Source organism: Bacillus sp. CH30_1T (assembly GCF_008364765.1).
Classification (GTDB): domain Bacteria; phylum Bacillota; class Bacilli; order Bacillales; family Bacillaceae_B; genus Rossellomorea.
Window position 1 is genome coordinate 75,156 of the sequence record NZ_VTUY01000003.1, and the last position, 16,105, is coordinate 91,260.

At 41.6% G+C, this 16,105-nt stretch carries 16 protein-coding genes; 10 read left to right on the forward strand and 6 right to left on the reverse strand.

Annotated features, from left to right (window positions below; all coding sequences use genetic code 11):
* Positions 1 to 287 precede the first annotated feature (287 nt).
* From F0342_RS05770 to F0342_RS05795, 6 genes are all read left to right on the forward strand, one after another.
* A complete protein-coding gene (locus tag F0342_RS05770; RefSeq protein ID WP_149155058.1) occupies positions 288 to 2,045 on the forward strand; it encodes an ABC transporter ATP-binding protein in 1,758 nt (585 codons plus the stop codon).
* Complete coding sequence (locus F0342_RS05775; RefSeq protein ID WP_149155059.1) at positions 2,042 to 4,060, forward strand: ABC transporter ATP-binding protein; 2,019 nt, start codon at positions 2,042 to 2,044, stop codon at positions 4,058 to 4,060. Before F0342_RS05770 ends, F0342_RS05775 begins: the two co-directional genes overlap by 4 nt.
* A gap of 128 nt (positions 4,061 to 4,188) precedes the next feature.
* Positions 4,189 to 5,091, forward strand: coding sequence for an ABC transporter permease subunit (locus F0342_RS05780; RefSeq protein ID WP_149155060.1), 903 nt, complete (start codon positions 4,189 to 4,191; stop codon positions 5,089 to 5,091).
* Complete coding sequence (locus F0342_RS05785) at positions 5,084 to 6,103, forward strand: ABC transporter permease subunit (RefSeq protein WP_149155061.1); 1,020 nt, start codon at positions 5,084 to 5,086, stop codon at positions 6,101 to 6,103. Before F0342_RS05780 ends, F0342_RS05785 begins: the two co-directional genes overlap by 8 nt.
* Before the next feature lie 155 nt (positions 6,104 to 6,258).
* Positions 6,259 to 6,636 carry a hypothetical protein gene (locus F0342_RS05790; protein ID WP_149155062.1) on the forward strand — a complete coding sequence of 126 codons (378 nt, stop codon included), beginning with the start codon at positions 6,259 to 6,261 and terminating at the stop codon, positions 6,634 to 6,636.
* Positions 6,633 to 7,127 carry an endolytic transglycosylase MltG gene (locus F0342_RS05795; protein WP_262481654.1) on the forward strand — a complete coding sequence of 165 codons (495 nt, stop codon included), beginning with the start codon at positions 6,633 to 6,635 and terminating at the stop codon, positions 7,125 to 7,127. Before F0342_RS05790 ends, F0342_RS05795 begins: the two co-directional genes overlap by 4 nt.
* A gap of 140 nt (positions 7,128 to 7,267) precedes the next feature.
* Here the strand turns inward: F0342_RS05795 and F0342_RS05800 are convergent, their stop codons facing one another.
* The 3 genes from F0342_RS05800 to F0342_RS05805 all read right to left on the reverse strand — a co-directional run bounded on the left by F0342_RS05800 (position 7,268) and on the right by F0342_RS05805 (position 8,990).
* Positions 7,268 to 7,654: a hypothetical protein gene (locus F0342_RS05800; protein WP_188048419.1), complete on the reverse strand. Its 387-nt coding sequence runs from the start codon at positions 7,652 to 7,654 to the stop codon at positions 7,268 to 7,270.
* A 102-nt stretch (positions 7,655 to 7,756) separates the two neighbouring features.
* On the reverse strand, positions 7,757 to 7,888 hold the full coding sequence (locus F0342_RS25310; RefSeq protein WP_262481655.1) for a hypothetical protein: 132 nt from the start codon (positions 7,886 to 7,888) through the stop codon (positions 7,757 to 7,759).
* A 493-nt stretch (positions 7,889 to 8,381) separates the two neighbouring features.
* On the reverse strand, positions 8,382 to 8,990 hold the full coding sequence (locus tag F0342_RS05805) for an NAD(P)-dependent oxidoreductase (protein ID WP_149155064.1): 609 nt from the start codon (positions 8,988 to 8,990) through the stop codon (positions 8,382 to 8,384).
* Positions 8,991 to 9,197: 207 nt separating this feature from the next.
* Here F0342_RS05805 and F0342_RS05810 point away from each other — a divergent pair, with 207 nt between their 5' ends.
* The 4 genes from F0342_RS05810 to fumC all read left to right on the forward strand — a co-directional run bounded on the left by F0342_RS05810 (position 9,198) and on the right by fumC (position 12,995).
* Positions 9,198 to 10,022, forward strand: a complete 825-nt coding sequence (locus F0342_RS05810; protein WP_149155065.1) for an amino acid ABC transporter substrate-binding protein — start codon at positions 9,198 to 9,200, stop codon at positions 10,020 to 10,022.
* A complete protein-coding gene (locus tag F0342_RS05815) occupies positions 10,006 to 10,701 on the forward strand; it encodes an amino acid ABC transporter permease (protein ID WP_113971234.1) in 696 nt (231 codons plus the stop codon). The genes F0342_RS05810 and F0342_RS05815 overlap by 17 nt, the downstream gene beginning before the upstream one ends.
* Positions 10,702 to 10,719: 18 nt before the next feature.
* Entirely contained in the window at positions 10,720 to 11,454 is a 735-nt protein-coding gene (locus F0342_RS05820) for an amino acid ABC transporter ATP-binding protein (RefSeq protein ID WP_149155066.1), read from the forward strand.
* Between the two features lie 155 nt (positions 11,455 to 11,609).
* Entirely contained in the window at positions 11,610 to 12,995 is a 1,386-nt protein-coding gene (gene fumC / locus F0342_RS05825; RefSeq protein ID WP_149155067.1) for a class II fumarate hydratase, read from the forward strand.
* A gap of 113 nt (positions 12,996 to 13,108) precedes the next feature.
* Here the strand turns inward: fumC and F0342_RS05830 are convergent, their stop codons facing one another.
* The 3 genes from F0342_RS05830 to F0342_RS05840 form a co-directional block, all read right to left on the reverse strand.
* Positions 13,109 to 13,327, reverse strand: a complete 219-nt coding sequence (locus F0342_RS05830; RefSeq protein WP_034763234.1) for an alpha/beta-type small acid-soluble spore protein — start codon at positions 13,325 to 13,327, stop codon at positions 13,109 to 13,111.
* 617 nt (positions 13,328 to 13,944) lie between these two features.
* On the reverse strand, positions 13,945 to 15,042 hold the full coding sequence (locus tag F0342_RS05835; RefSeq protein WP_149155379.1) for an ABC transporter ATP-binding protein: 1,098 nt from the start codon (positions 15,040 to 15,042) through the stop codon (positions 13,945 to 13,947).
* 97 nt (positions 15,043 to 15,139) lie between these two features.
* Positions 15,140 to 16,054 (reverse strand): PucR family transcriptional regulator, encoded by a 915-nt coding sequence (locus F0342_RS05840; RefSeq protein WP_149155068.1) that lies wholly within the window; start codon positions 16,052 to 16,054, stop codon positions 15,140 to 15,142.
* Positions 16,055 to 16,105: the final 51 nt, after the last annotated feature.

Here is a 16,105-nt window from a genome sequence, read left to right on the forward strand (position 1 = left end):
GTTATGCATATAATCTGTGCTTTTCTATGTCCAAAAACAATGACGGACGTTTTAAGGCGCAACAGATTGGTACGGATTCGGAAGGAATCCCTATTGGATCTTGTGAGCCTTAGGCGTCTGTCTTTTTTCGTTTAGGTGTACCCAAGGATCAACCTTGATCACATATAAAAACCTAATTTCAGAAGGAGGAAATTGATTATGTTAATCATTCAAATGAAGAAGATGATGTCTGCTGTGGAGACAGAAGGCGGATAGTGAAAAAAGTCAACAAGAGGAGGTAATGTGGAATGTTTAGTATTTTTAAGAAATTATCGTGGTTTTTTATTGGAAATTGGAAGAGATATACAGTAGCGATCGTTCTATTGACGATTGTCGGTATCCTTGATGTGATTCCTCCAAAGCTTGTAGGGAATGCCATTGATGACATTCATCTGGGGGCGATGACGTGGGAAGTCGTAGAGAAATATCTTTGGCTGATTGCCGGAATCGCACTCATTTCGTACGCATTGACGTATGTGTGGATGTATCAATTATTTGGCGGAGCTTTTCTCGTTGAACGTAAGCTTCGTGGTAAATTTATGGGACATTTATTAAAGATGACTCCGACTTTTTTTGAAAAGAATCGTACGGGAGATTTAATGGCAAGGGCAACGAATGATTTGAAGGCCATCTCGGTTACAGCCGGTTTCGGAGTATTGACACTAATCGATTCCAGTGTCTTTATGTTAACGATCCTTTTTACAATGGGATTTCTTATCAGCTGGAAACTGACTATCGCGGCGATATTGCCGCTTCCAATCATGGCTATGTTGATGAAGGTGTACGGTGCGAGAATTCATAAGCGATTCACGGAAGCTCAGGATTCATTCGGTGACTTGAATGATAAAGTGCTGGAGTCGATTGCAGGTGTCCGTGTCATTCGTGCGTATGTACAGGAAAGAGCGGATGAGAAGCGTTTCGCTGATATGACAGAAGACGTCTATAACAAGAATATTGGTGTGGCAAAGATTGATTCCCTCTTTGAACCAACAATCAAAGTCCTTGTTGGGTTGAGCTATTTGATTGGACTTGGTTATGGAGCATATCTTGTGTTTCATCAATCGATCACATTGGGAGAGCTTGTTTCCTTTAACGTGTACCTCGGGATGCTGATTTGGCCGATGTTTGCCATTGGGGAGTTGATCAATATCATGCAGCGTGGGAATGCATCACTTGACCGGGTTCAAGAGACCCTTGATTATGTGCAGGACGTCCAGGATTCTGAGAACCCTCAATGGCTAGATTCTCCTGATCAAATAGGGTTTAAGGATGTAGACTTTCAATATCCGTCTTCACAGGTGTTGAATCTCTCCAATATCAATCTTAATATCCATCAAGGAGGCACTCTTGGAATCGTCGGGAAGACCGGAAGTGGAAAAACGACCTTTATCAAGCAGCTCCTCCGTGAATACCCTGCCGGAAAAGGGTCTTTATCCATAGGAGGGGTCCCGATCAGTGACTTGACCATCCAGCAGGTTAGGGATTGGATCGGTTACGTGCCCCAGGATCATGTCCTTTTCTCAAGGACCGTTAGAGAAAACATTCTGTTCGGCAGACATGATGCGACGGAGAAAGACCTGGAACAAGCCATTGAACTGGCTGATTTCAAAAAAGATCTTGAAATGCTTCCGGACGGTCTGACCACTCTTGTGGGAGAAAAGGGTGTGGCCCTTTCAGGTGGTCAGAAGCAGCGGATTTCGATTGCCCGGGCACTGATCAAAAATCCGGAAATCTTGATTCTGGATGACTCGCTATCGGCTGTTGATGCGAAAACAGAAGCGAAGATCATTGACAATATACGAAAAGAACGTGAAGGAAAAACAACGATTATTACGACTCATCGTCTCTCCGCCGTTCAGCATGCAGACTGGATTATCGTGTTTGAAGATGGGAAAGTGGTAGAAGAAGGGGTACATGAACGACTCCTTGAAAACGGTGGTTGGTATAAAGAACAATTCGATCGCCAACAAGTTGAAGATTCCTCACGCGAGGAGGTGGGAGCATGAACGTTGGAAGAAGACTAACCGAATATGCCCTTATTTATAAAAAAATCATCATTGCTGCCCTCTTGATGCTAAGTGTGTCAGTAGCGGCTGAACTTGCTGGCCCTTTTATTGCGAAGAAACTGATCGATGATCATATACTTGGAATCGAATCCACCTGGTTTGAAACGGAGGAGGGGAAAGAAGCTGTTTCCTATAAGGGGAAATGGTATAAACGTGATCAATATTTTTCAGAAGGGGAGACGAGAAAAAGTGGTATCCGTATCTTACAGGTCGGGAGAGAGTTTTATTTCGTTCCTTCCACCGTCTCCTTCGACGGAGAAAGGTCGGTCAAGTCAGGTGAAATGACGATTACGAAAGGGGATGAGTCAGCAACTTATCCCGCCGAGAAGTTGACCGGAGATGAGCTGCTGCGTTTTTATAATCCTGAAATCCCGAAGATCATTCAATTGATTGCCTTCTATTTTGGGCTGCTTGTAGTCGCTGCCTTTTTTCAATACGGTCAGCGCTACTATTTACAGAAAGCTGCAAACCGGGTCATTCAGAAAATGCGTAATGATGTGTTCCAGCATATCCAGAAACTGCAGGTCCGCTATTTTGATAATTTGCCGGCAGGAAAGGTCGTAGCGAGGATCACAAACGACACCGAAGCGATCCGGGATCTGTATGTAACAGTTTTATCAACTTTTTTCTCCAGTACGATTTACATTATTGGAATATACATCGCACTCTTTATACTTGATGCAAAATTAGCAGCCATTTGCTTGATCCTGATTCCAATCCTGGTTGTATGGACGTACCTGTATCGTATCTATGCGTCTAAATACAATCACATCATCAGGTCGAAAGTGAGTGATATTAATGCCATGATCAATGAGTCGATCCAGGGCATGAACATCATTCAGGCTTTCAGCAGAGAAAAGAAAACGAACGAAGAATTCGAAGAGTTGAACGAAACGCATTTCAAGTATCAAAATAAACTCTTGAGCTTGAATTCGATGACATCCCACAACCTGGTCGGGGTATTGAGAAACATCACCTTTGTCGCATTCATATGGTATTTCGGAGGTGCATCAATGGGAGTGGGATCTGTTGTCACATTGGGAGTACTCTATGCCTTCGTTGATTACATCAACCGGTTGTTCCAGCCAGTGACAGGAATCGTCAATCAGCTCGCAAACCTTGAGCAGGCACTTGTGGCAGGGGAACGGGTTTTTCGCCTGTTGGAAGAGACAGGAACCCCGGTTGAAGATGAGAAAATGAGCAGGTATGACGGAAATGTCAGCTTTGAACATGTATTCTTTGGATACAAGGAAAATGAATATGTTCTGAAGGACATCACATTTACCGCAAGTAAAGGCGAAACCGTTGCGCTGGTGGGACACACGGGTTCAGGGAAAAGCTCGATAATGAATCTTTTGTTCCGTTTTTACGATAGCAAAGAAGGGAAGATCCTGATTGACGGAAAAGACATAGTAGATATTCCCTATCAAACGATTCGGGAGCATATGGGAATCGTCTTGCAGGATCCTTACTTGTTTACGGGAACCATCGCATCCAATGTCAGTCTTGATGATCCAAGAATTTCAAGAGAAAAAGTGGAGACTGCACTTAAAGCCGTAGGTGCTGAAAAGGTGTTCAAGAACCTTGAGAATGGCTATGATGAACCGGTGATCGAGAAGGGAAGCACCCTTTCATCGGGGCAGCGTCAACTGATTTCATTTGCTCGGGCTTTGGCCTTCAATCCAGCAATCCTCATATTGGATGAGGCTACATCGAGCATTGACACAGAGACGGAAGCCGTCATTCAGGAAGCGATGGAAGTCTTGAAAAAGGGAAGAACGACCTTTATCATCGCTCATCGACTTTCTACGATTAAGAATGCCGATCAAATACTTGTATTAGAACGGGGAGAAATCGTGGAGAAGGGCAATCATGATGATTTAATGAAGCGGAAGGGTCGCTATTATCAAATGTATCAGCTCCAGCAGGGATCACATGGAGACATGACAGGCTAATGGTGGAAGAGCATCTGACGATCGAGTCGGGTGCTTTTTCTTTTTGAACCATTTTTATACAGAAAAAGGATTATTCCACCCCTGACAAGAAGAGTAAGTAGATACACAGATAAGAGAAGGGAGAAAACATGAAGGCAATTCGTCAATTACTGCTGATTATCATAGGGTTCATCCTGATCAGCGTGCTGCCCGTTTTATTTTATGGTGGAGGAAACGCTGAATTATATTATTTGATGATGAACGATCAAGGGAACTCATTTGGCTTTTATCCGAAAGAGTATTTCCTAGGAATTTATCACGTATTCACACGGATCTTTCAACATGATCAGTGGATCTTGTTTGTATTGGGGAAGGAATACCAACTTCAGGGTGTACTGGCTGAACGATATTTCTACTCAATGAAGGTATTCTTATTTTCATTGGGTTTGGCCGTTGGAATCTCATTCTTAGTAAGTCTATTCATCTCTCTTTCTTCCAAATGGATGCAAAATGCGTTCTTAAGTCTCGTGAATATCCTCGAATCGCTTCCTGATGTATTCATCATCATCGGCATTCAACTGACTGTAGTGATGTATTTCCGTCATACCGGGGTATTAATAGGGGATATCGCCATGACGGATGAGGAATTATACTTGTTGCCAGTCACATGCTTAACGATCATGCCTACCGTATTTTTAATTAAGACTATCGTTCTCCTTCTGAAAGAGGAAGACCAGAAACCGTACATAGAGCTTGCCAGGGGGAAAGGTCTCAATGCGTTTCAAGTATTAGTGACCCATGCTATCAGGAACGTAGTATACAGCTTATTCTACCGATCCAAGATCATCTTTTCTTTTATGTTATCCAATCTGTTTATTTTAGAAAGATTGTTCAATATGAGGGGGATCATGGACTTGTTGATATGGTCGAGTGGATTCACATTTGTGATCATTTCCACGGTCATATTCCTCCCCTTCTTTCTGGTCTTTACTTTGATTGAGATGCGAATGAAGAAGAGCATCGGATTAAAGGAGGACGGGACCTATGCTTAAGGGGGTCTGGAAACAGCCGCAGTTCCTCTTTGGATTTGTATTCATTACGGGACTTCTGGTGCTTAGCTTTTTGTATGAACCATTTATTGAAGAAAAGGTGGAGATGTATAGTTTCTTTAAACATAACGGCGAAACAGTAGGCCCTCCGTTCACACCTGCTGAGCTGCCGCCGTTCGGATCTGATCGATTGGGTCTTCCATTATGGTCATATGTCATTCAGGGGGCGAAGTTCACCATCGTCATTGGATTGATCATCAGCCTTCTCCAGGTCGTACTGGCTTTTTCTTTGTCAGTGCTCTTTATAAACTTCTTTCAAAAAGTGCAACGGGCATTTGAAGAGTTGGTAGAGTCCATGGTCTATATCCCAATGGCTGTCATCGCCTTCATGCTCCTGTCCCCGATCAGTTTCGTCATCGATGAGCCGGAGAAAGCATTTGTGAAAGTGTTAAGTATTCAAATCTTCATCCTTACGCTGATCGGTATCCCGCCATTGATTGTAGTGTTGTCTAAAGAAATCAAGAAAGTGCTACAGGAAGAGTTTGTGCTGAGTGCGAGAACGTTGGGGGCAAGAGGGATATCTTTGTATCGCAAACATGTCTTGAGAATTTTATTTCCACGCTTGATCCTGCTGTTTTTTCAGAGGAATGTGGCGGTTCTGATTTTATTCGCCCATCTTGGCTTCCTTGAGATTTTTCTTGGAGGAGCGGTAGAGAGGGAAATCATGATGGGAGTAACACGATTATTTTCTCTTTCCAATGAATGGGCTGGGAATATCGGGAAAGCCTACTTTGAACTAATGGTGGCTCCATGGATCCTGTTTGTCCCCCTCCTTGCACTATCGTTCACCGTGCTTGCCTATAATCTCATGGCAACTTCTTTTCAACGGGTCCTGTTGGGAGACAAGGGGAGGGTGAAGAGAAGCAGGAAAGCGGATGAAAAACAGAAGTTATCGGTGGAGGGTGTGGAGAAAGAAATGTTTGTGATGGAGTCAGAGGAGACATATAAGGGTTAGTAGGAGCAAGGATAGACCCGTCATTTAAACATAAATGCAATATTCTGCTAAGAAAACAGGACTTTTGTGGGATTTTGTCGTTTTAAATCGAATTTCTCTCTATATCAATGTATAATTTAATTGATAAAAAAGTTTCATAAAGGGAGGATCCTATGATGGGATGGGTAATTGCCATTTTATTTGGGACAGCAGTCGTGCTGCTCATTTTATCGTTTATTAAAACGACACAATCCAACTCACAGCTTGAGCAACAAATAGAGCATGTTTCGATTTCAGTATTGAATGAAGTGCATGAACTGGAGAAGCAGTTACGGAATATTCAATTAGATGCTGAAATTACAGCACACCAGTCCGGGGCAGCACCAGCGGAATCGAAAGAACGTTTTATTCTGCGTGAGATGCTTGACTTACATAAAAGAGGATACTCCATTGAAAGCATTGCATCCAAAAACCAGCTAACACCGAATGAAGTAGAGCACATGCTTGCTCCTTACATGACAAGGAAGACTGAAAGGAGCTTAGTAGCACAATGAGAGTGACGCCTAATTCATTGCGCAGTTTTGCTGCAGGTCTCTTAATTTCAACGACGTCAATCGGTGCTGTTTATATGTTTGGTCCTTCGGAAGCCAAGAGTACAGAGAAAGTGGAAACCGTTAAAACGGAGAAGCTTACAGAGGAAGAAATGGTGAAACAGCTGACCTCCAACGGCTTTGTTATACATACAGAAGCAGAGTGGAACAAGCAGCTTTCAGCCATGACCGAGAAACAGGAAGAGAAAGCGGAAGATAAGAAAGAGGAAAAGACGGACGATAAGGTCGTTTACCGGACCATATTGACTGTTTCTACAGGTATGACAAGTATTGATGTCGGAAATGCCCTGGAAAACGCAAACATCATCAAAAGCGGCCTCGACTTTTACAAAGAAGTTGAAAAGCGAGGTCTTGAAAATGATTTGCGCCCGGGTACTTTCGAAGTCGAGAGCGGAATGACAACAGACGAACTCATTTCAACGATTTTTCAATAACCTGAAACTGAAAGACTTTTGATTGTATAGAAAACAAAAAACCTTCTTATTTGGATAATTAAAGCTGTAAAGAGCTTGTTACCAAATTAGGAGGCTTTTTGTTTTATACATATTCATAGAATCAGTTTTTCCTCTGTTGATTATTCTGTATTAGCCTTTAAAAGACGGAGGATTTTTGTGTTCTGTTTTTTTAGCTCATCTAATTTCTGTTGAGTATTTACAAGCTCACTTTCTAGGGATCCGATTGACTTTAATAGGCTGGATGTTCCTATGTTGGCTTGATGTACATCGGAAAGCTTGCTTATGTTTGAAAGGAAAGATAGGGATGTAGGGTTGACCAGATTTTTTGACAATTTGATCAGAGAAGAAAGATTTTCATCCTTCATCAGCTTACTGCCTTCAATTTCATTTGAATTTCCTTTCGTTTGATTCATCTCTTTTTCATTTAGCATCGTCTCAGCAAGGTTCATGATGTTGCTGATATCTAAGTTTTCCAATTGTTTTTTTAAATCATCATTCACTGACATATTATCCTCAAAACCTTTCTATTTATATTTGTACTCCCCGTCAGACCGGTCTGACAGGGGAGTGAGAGTATAAGGCATTGGGTGTTGAAGTACAGGAGGCCATTAAGCCCTTCCTGCACTAATAACTTCACCGATGCAGCTATAAAGGACATCAGCAAGAGCTTCCTGCCCTAATAAAATAGCCACAACAAGAGCAAGTGCGAGTAATAGCACAACTAGTGCTGTAATAATCATTCCCTCACCCCCTTTCTACATGGAAGTCAGGTAAAATTCGAACCTTACAAGAACATCTTATGTGAAGTGGTAGGACAAGCTTCAGCTATTCCCCAATAATAAGTAAATATGGGCAGCCCTTTTGTATTACTATAGTGAAAATGTGTAGGTGAAAAAATTTAATAGAACACTGAGCGAAAATAGAGATCATATTTAGCAGTCACGCTAGTGAAATTAGCCAACTGGAATTATGGGCGGATAAATCTACTGAAAAAGTGATGTAGTTATAAAGTATGGCTTAATTAGAGTAAGCTACTAGATAGAATGGATAGATAGATGAAATGACATGAGTAGGTCAACCCAGGGGAAATGGTGCTAAAGGTAACGTTTTTCAGTAGAAAATAGTAAGAGGATAGCGGGCATGCTATCCTCTAATAATAAACGGATTTATGGATGAAATATTCTTAAAGGAAAGCTTTTGCCTATGAGGCGCCAAGTAGGATCCACACTAATTTCAGTAACAAATCCCCACGCGAGTTCTGATATAGCGATCATCCTCCAGCTGTTGGTAGATAAAATCCCCCGTGTCAAACATGGAAATGCTTTTTCCTTCTTCAGGAAGGACATCACCCTCTATCCGGTATTCCCCAAGGCGCTCTCCATCAGGTAAATAAGTAGGACAAACAATCGTCCAATCCATTTCTGAGGCTTTTAAGATTAAATAGGCTCTTAAATGGTCCTCGGCAGCAGCTGTGCTTCTACGTTTAGATTCAATTGACTGGAATCGATACAGACTGGATTCCTTTCGAGCTTGAAGGATCCCTGCTGTACCACAGGTAATGATTCGTTTTACACCATGATGCCTCATTGCTTTTAAGAGGAGGGGCATGCTCCTTGAGAGTACGTCATTCTTATCCGTATTTAAGCAGCTGATCACCGCATCGCAACCCTCGATGGTTTTCATTACATCTACTTCATTCAATACATCACCAGCAATATCAATGCCGGATGTTTGTCTGGCCAAATATTTTCTAACCAAGCAATTCACTTCATGTGTTGGGTTTGCTTGTTGAAAGACAACAGAACCGACTCGCCCCGTACTTCCAAATAAAGCGATTTTCATCATTTTAACCTCCCGTTTCCCATCAGAAATAGTTTATCGCAAAATCGTTATTCTTTACATGATTGAGCATATCAGAATACATACTAATAAGTGTGAAGAATGAAAAAGTCTCGAATTGAAATCTTTTTTATTGACTTATTCCTTGTATCGTTTTATGATGACATTCGTAATAGTTTTAAATCCGATAAGAATAGTGGGGGTTTTACAATGAAAAAATGGAAATTATCCATCATTATGCTAATTGCTTTGTCCATGGTACTAGCTGCGTGTGGTCAATCTAATGATAAAGAAGAATCCAGTGGTGATTCTAAAGAAGGTTCTGAAACATCACTTTACGATCAAGTGATGGAAGAAGGAGAATTACTGGTTGGAACGGAAGGTACATATCCTCCTTTCACATTCCACGACGAATCAGGAGAACTGACTGGGTTTGACGTAGAGATTGCCCGTGAAGTAGCAAAGCGCATCGGCGTTGAAGCTAAATTCCAAGAGACTCAATGGGATGCCATGTTTGAAGGTTTGAATTCTAAGCGTTTTGACGTAATTGCAAACCAAGTGGGAATTCGTGAAGATCGCCAGGAGAAATATGATTTCTCAACACCATATATTGAATCAAGTGCAGTTGTGGTTGTATCGAAAGACAATAAGGATGTTACATCATTTGAAGATATTAAGGGATTGACTTCTGCTCAATCTCTAACAAGTAACTACCGCGACATCGCTGAAAAAAGTGGTGCAGAAATCCAAGGTGTAGAGGGACTGTCACAATCCATCCAACTCCTTGAACAAGGCAGAGTGGACGTGACAGTGAACGATAAAATCTCTATCCTGGATTATTTAAAGAAACAGCCAAATGCCAATGTGAAAATTGCGGCTGAAGCTGAAGATGCCGGTCAAAGTGGTTTCATGTTCCGTAAAGGTAACGACAAGTTAGTGGAAGAAGTAAACAAAGCGTTAGAGGAAATGATGGAAGACGGTACGTACAAAGAGATTTCTGAGAAATGGTTCGGAGAAGATGTATCTCCTAAGTAGTATCTACCAGGATCCTGAAGCAATGATTGATATCTTACAAAGCTCCCTGCTTCCAATGCTAGAGGGAGCTTTGTACTATTCTATCCCTCTGACGCTGATTTCTTTTGCTTTAGGAATGATCCTGGCCGTCCTTACTGCTCTTGCCCGATTGTCCAATGTATCGATTCTAAGAGGAATTGCACGATTTTATGTATCTGCCATTAGGGGAACACCCTTACTTGTTCAATTGTTCATTATTTTCTACGGCTTACCGACACTTGGAATAAAGTTTGATCCGTTCCCGTCTGCTATCATTGCTTTCTCATTAAATAAAGGTGCCTACTCCTCTGAAATCGTCCGTGCAGCGATTCAATCGATTCCAAAAGGCCAATGGGAAGCGGGCTATTCAATTGGTATGACGTATTCACAGGCCTTAAAGAGAATCATCCTGCCGCAGGCAACGAGGGTATCCATCCCACCGCTATCGAACTCTTTCATTAGTTTGGTGAAGGATACCTCGCTTGCTTCATTAATTCTCGTAACGGAAATGTTCAGAAAAGCACAGGAGATCGCTGCCACAAACTATGAGTTCCTGCTCATGTACATGGAAGCTGCCTTGCTGTACTGGATCATTTGCTTTATTCTATCCATTATTCAAGGACGAATCGAGACTAGACTGGACCGATATATTGCCAAGTAATATTAAAGGAGATTGAATATGATTTCCATCAAAGGATTAACCAAACGATTTGATCAATTAGAAGTATTAAAAGGAATGAATGTAGATGTCAATAAAGGAGAGGTGATCGTCCTGATCGGCCCATCGGGTTCAGGAAAGACAACCTTCCTGCGTTGTTTAAATGCACTGGAATTACCGAATGACGGAACCGTTTCAATTGGAGGGACTTCTGTTGATTTCAATAAGAAGGTTTCCAAGCAAGAGCTTATTAAACTTAGACGGAAAACAGGCATGGTATTCCAAAACTATAATCTGTTTCCCCACATGACCGCACTGGAAAACGTAATGGAAGGACCAACTGTTGTCCAAAAACGCAACAAGTCCGAAACAAAAGAGAAAGCGATCAGACTGCTTGAAAAAGTGGGACTCGGTGAAAAAGTGGACTATTATCCATTCCAGCTCTCAGGAGGACAACAGCAACGGGTCGGAATCGCAAGAGCATTAGCGATCGAACCGGAAGTGATGCTCTTCGATGAACCAACCTCAGCACTCGATCCTGAATTGGTAGGGGAGGTTCTAAAGGTAATGAAGGACCTTGCTGAAGAAGGAATGACCATGGTTGTCGTGACTCATGAAATGAGATTTGCAAAAGAAGCAGCTGATAAGGTAATCTTCATGGATGGTGGATATATCGTTGAAGAAGGCTCACCTCAAGAAGTGTTTGAACACCCTAAGAACGAACGTACGAAACAATTCCTGAATTTAATACAATAAACTGTAAAAGATGAATGAGACTCATGCTCATTCATCTTTTTTTAGGTTTATGGTCATATTATTATGTGAGTCTAATAAACTTTTCAGAAAAAGGTTAGATTAACTGGATTAGTGGAAATATGGTAATAGAAGAGTCATTTAAGGGAGGAACTAGAATGGAATATCGTATAGAACGTGACACAATCGGAGAAATGAAGGTACCCAAGGAAAAATATTGGGGAGCACAGACGCAGCGAAGTAAAGAAAACTTCCAAATCGGTACAGAGAAAATGCCCATTGAGGTTACATATGCCTTCGCACAGTTAAAGAAAGCCGCCGCAGTTGTCAACCACTCACTTGGTAAGCTTTCAGATGACAAGAAGAGGGCGATTGGACAGGCATGTGATGAAATCCTGGAAGGAAAGTGGGATGCCCATTTTCCCCTTGTAGTATGGCAAACAGGAAGCGGTACACAATCCAATATGAACATAAATGAAGTCGTTTCCTTTCGTGCCAATGAAATTCTCAAAGATAAAGGATCTCATGAAAAAGTCCATCCGAATGATGATGTGAACATGTCCCAAAGCTCCAATGATACATTCCCTACAGCCATGCACATCGCAGCGTATCAAGAAATCGAATCAAAGCTGTTTCCTGTTATTCAGGAATTCATTGCGACACTAAGAGAAAAAGAAGAACAATTCAGTGACATAATCAAAATTGGCCGTACCCATCTTCAAGATGCAACACCCTTGACGCTCGGTCAGGAAATCAGCGGATGGCGTGCCATGATGGAGAGATCCTATAGTATGCTGAGAGAAAGCGTTAATCAATTAGTCAATCTGGCTATCGGAGGGACGGCTGTTGGAACGGGGATTAACGCCGACCCAGATTTCGGTGACAAAGTGGCAAGTCAATTAGAAGTTCAGACAGGCATCAAGTTTGCCTCATCTGATAATAAGTTTCATGCCCTAACGTCCCACGATGAAATCGTGTACGTACACGGAGCTGTAAAAGCACTGGCCGCAGATCTGATGAAAATAGCCAACGATGTAAGGTGGTTAGCGAGCGGTCCCCGTAGTGGGATTGGCGAGATAACGATACCAGCCAATGAACCAGGAAGTTCGATCATGCCGGGTAAAGTGAATCCGACCCAGAGTGAAGCAGTGACGATGGTAGTGACACAAGTATTTGGGAACGACGCGGCCATCGGATTTGCCGCCAGCCAAGGAAACTTCGAACTTAATGTATTTAAACCAGTCATCATCTATAACATGCTGCAATCCGTACGACTGCTTACAGATGGAATAAAGTCCTTTAACGATAAGTGTGTAAAAGGACTAGAAGCGAACATAGAGGTAATAGAAGACTTTGTTCAAAGGTCCCTTATGCTCGTAACGGCATTAAATCCCCATATCGGGTATGAAAAAGCTGCTGAAATAGCCAAGAAAGCTCACAAAAATGGCTCTACATTAAAAGAAGCAGCCATCGAATCAGGATACCTGTCAGAAGAGGAGTATGATCAGTGGATCGATCCGGCAAGCATGGTTCATAATAAATAATACGAAGAGATGGCTCCTGCTAGTGTCAGTTCTTTTTATATTAGAGAGACAGCCAAAATGAAAACCCCCGGCAATAGGACCGGGGGCTTTATCCATTCATATGAAATTGCTGATTATTTTTGGTACCCGCCACCGATTTGTTGTTCAGCCATTTGAACCAGGCGTTTAGTAATTTCTCCACCTACAGAACCGTTAGCACGAGCTGTAGCATCTGGTCCTAATTGTACGCCAAATTCAGAAGCGATTTCGTACTTCATTTGGTCGATTGCTTGTTGAGCTCCTGGAGCTACTAGTTGGTTAGATGAATTGCTGCGAGATTGTTGCTGTTGCATAATCTGTCATCTCCTTAAAATGTATAAGATTTTTATTGGTTGGGTCAGCTGGAGTTGCACCAGCCCGCTATTCCATGAGCGACCATCTTAATATGGTGTAACCCATCGAGTGGGTGAGAGAATGCTTGTTGCTGCCTTGTTACTAGGTATTATGGTTTTTTTGGGGCAATATATTCAACGTGTTGACAGGGAATTTATTCCTGTTAAATACCTATAAGTTTTCTACATAAATCACCGTGATTGTAAAAAAGATACCACTATACAATGAATTAGATTGAAAGTATGGTGACACAACAATGAAAGCTTGCGCATTATGTAATGGGATCGTTGAATACAGGGGATTATGCCCAAAGTGCGGGGACTCTACAACAGATCAGGGAAGATATTATGATTTTTATGATGAGTACAGTGCGTATATGGATATACAGCATGTGCAATTAGCCGATGGCATTCCGAATAGCAGCTGCTCTGATACTTGCCTACATCTTTTCACGTGCATTCGATGTGGGGAAGAAGAGGGGAAAAGCATAGATTTGACAGAGTTTTAAAAGATGTCAAAAAAGCCGCACTCGTAATTGAGTGCGGCTTTTTAAGATTAAGAAGTAAAAGCGTTTATTTTATCGAATTCTGGACTCAGATTCTGAATCAAAGAAATGAGCTTTGTTCATATCAAAAGCAAGTTCAATTGTTTGACCGGCAGCGATATCGGTACGAGAGTCAACGCGGGCTACAAACTCTTGTCCTTCTAATTGGGAGTAAAGCATTGTTTCAGCACCTGTTAATTCAGATACTTCAATTTTCGCAGTGATTTTCGCTCCTTGTGCAGTATCTAAGAATAGTGGCTCATCATGAATATCCTCAGGACGCACTCCCAGAACGATGCTCTTGCCTACATGACCTTGTTCGCGAAGCACTTTCATTTTCCCTTCCGGTACGGAAACTTTGGTATTTCCAATTACGAATGTACCATCTTCAAGGGAGCCATGGAAGAAGTTCATAGCAGGTGATCCAATGAATCCGCCTACGAAAACATTTTCAGGCTTATCGTAAACTTCTTTAGGAGAACCAACTTGTTGGATGACTCCATCCTTCATGACAACAATACGTGTTGCCATTGTCATTGCTTCTGTTTGGTCATGAGTTACGTAAATCGTTGTAGTTTGTAAACGTTGGTGAAGCTTGGCGATCTCTGCACGCATTTGCACACGAAGCTTAGCATCAAGGTTGGATAAAGGCTCATCCATTAAGAACACTTTCGCATCACGAACGATGGCACGGCCAAGTGCTACACGCTGACGCTGCCCACCTGATAATGCTTTCGGTTTACGATCAAGCAGTGCTTCAAGACCAAGGATCTTAGCCGCTTCTTGAACACGACGGTCAATTTCTTGTTTATCGAACTTACGTAATTTAAGACCAAAGGCCATATTATCGTAAACGCTCATGTGTGGGTATAGGGCATAGTTCTGGAAAACCATGGCGATATCACGGTCTTTTGGTGCCACATCGTTTACGCGCTTTCCATCTATAGAGAAATCTCCTTTAGAAATTTCTTCAAGTCCGGCAATCATACGAAGAGTCGTTGACTTCCCGCAACCTGAAGGTCCTACAAATACGATAAACTCTTTATCTTGAATATGAAGATTAAAGTCATTTACTGCTGTAACCTTACCATCATAAATTTTGTGGATATTTTCTAATTTTAATTCAGCCATTTTACCTTCTCCTCCTTGAATTGCAATCGTTTTCATCTATAGACCTATTGTAGAGAAAGCGGATTCAAAACGATATGGTCAACTTGCACAAAGTTCCTTATTCCTTTTTATGCAGGTTGTCAGATTGAAAGTTCAAGCATGCGAAATAGGCTAAAATTCCACCTTGAAATGTTTTAATATCAATATTGGTTTTTTCAATGAACTTATCAATTCGATACTGTACGCTATTCCGGTGCATAAACAGTTTCTTGGCAGTCTGACTGATATTTGATTGATGCTCGAGAAAAGCCTTAACAGTGTGAATCAATTCAGGATCTTCCTGAAAGGTGTCAGCCACCTTTGTGAAAATTTGTTTTTTCCATTCCTGAGGTAAATGATGCAGGGCAAATTCAGGCAGAACCGTCACCACGGATTGAATAAATGCCTGCTTCTGCACCGTTCTGGAGAATGAAAACAATTCCCGCTCATATTTAAAGGTGTGAGGGAATTGTGGAACCTCATGAAATTGTCCTATGAAATAAGAAAGACTGACGAAAAAGTCCGACTCAATCACATGGGAAATCGTCAGTAATTGCTCTTCATCCAAATTCCATTCATTTTTCTCTTCAATGAGCAACCCCATATTATCATCTTGAAATACAAGAAGCGTGTTGAGGGGTAAAAGATGTTGAAACGCCTCTTTTAATAGGAGCTGGTCTAAACTCTCCTTCATCGAGAATTGAATGATTCGGAATTCGCCGGCTATATTTGAAGGCATTGGTCCATTCTTATATAAATAGTTGAACCATTCCATTGAGTTGGGAGAATCATTGATCGATCCGGATGGATTTATTATCTCTTTGAACAAGCAGTTCAATAACTCCATTTCCTCATGAGTGATTTCACTTCTATCAATGCCTATGTATTCATCTTCTGCTTCATTTGTAAACCAAATCTTTGTAGCTTCAAGATTGGTTGGATAATGGTTTTGGATTAAGGAAGCAGGAAATTTTTTACGTAAAGATGTAAACATGTCATCCCTCTTTGTTCATTATTATAGTAAAAAAGGTTATAATGTCTATTG